The organism is Ectobacillus ponti (assembly GCF_024294785.1).
Taxonomy (GTDB): Bacteria; Bacillota; Bacilli; order Bacillales; family Bacillaceae_G; genus Ectobacillus; species Ectobacillus ponti.
Map to the genome: position 1 here is coordinate 1 of NZ_JANCLT010000045.1, position 1,137 is coordinate 1,137.

General features: G+C 55.0%; 1 protein-coding gene. It reads right to left on the minus strand.

What is annotated here, in order from left to right; translation table 11 throughout:
- The coding region (tuf, locus tag NK662_RS24475) for a translation elongation factor EF-1 subunit alpha (RefSeq protein ID WP_254761326.1) at positions 1-1,137 on the minus strand (1,137 nt) is incomplete at both ends.

The window sequence follows — 1,137 nt, forward strand, 5'->3', positions numbered from 1 at the left end:
TTGGCACCGGTTGGGTCCTTCTTCTCCACGTTCTTGATGACGCCAACAGCCACCGTTTGCCTCATGTCACGCACCGCAAAACGACCAAGAGGAGGGTACTCAGAGAAGGTCTCCACAACCATGGGCTTGGTGGGAATCATCTTAACCATACCAGCATCACCGTTCTTGAGGAACTTGGGCTCCTTCTCCAGCTCCTTACCGGATCGTCTGTCGATCTTGGTCACCAGCTCAGCAAACTTGACGGCAATGTGTGAGGTGTGGCAGTCCAGCACTGGGGCGTAGCCATTGCCGATCTGCCCAGGGTGGTTCATGATGATCACCTGGGAGGTGAAGCTGGCAGCCTCCTTGGCAGGGTCATCCTTGGAGTTAGAGGCCACGTACCCACGCTTCAGATCCTTCACGGCAACGTTCTTCACGTTGAACCCAACGTTGTCACCAGGAAGAGCCTCCTGGAGAGCCTCGTGGTGCATCTCAACCGACTTGACCTCAGTGGTCAGGCCGCTGGGACCAAAGGTCACCACCATACCAGGCTTGAGGACTCCAGTCTCAACACGACCCACAGGCACGGTGCCAATACCACCGATCTTGTACACGTCCTGAAGGGGAAGACGTAGGGGCTTGTCTGATGGCCTCTTGGGCTCGTTGATCTGGTCAAGAGCCTCAAGCAAGGTGGGGCCCTTGTACCAGTCAAGGTTGGTGGACCTCTCAATCATGTTGTCACCCTCAAACCCAGAGATGGGAACGAAGGGAATCTTGTCAGGATTGTAGCCGACCTTCTTCAGGTAGGATGAGACTTCCTTCACGATTTCATCATAACGGGCCTTGGAGTACTTGGGAGTGGTGGCATCCATCTTGTTGCAGCAGCAGATCATCTGCTTCACTCCAAGAGTGAAAGCAAGAAGAGCGTGCTCACGGGTCTGGCCATCCTTGGAGATACCAGCCTCAAAACCACCAGTGGTGGAGTCAATGATGAGCACGGCACAGTCAGCCTGGGAGGTACCCGTGATCATGTTCTTGATGAAGTCACGGTGACCAGGGGCATCGATGACCGTGCAGTAGTACTTGGTGGTCTCGAACTTCCACAGGGCGATATCGATGGTGATACCTCTCTCACGCTCGGCCTTGAGCTTGTCAAGC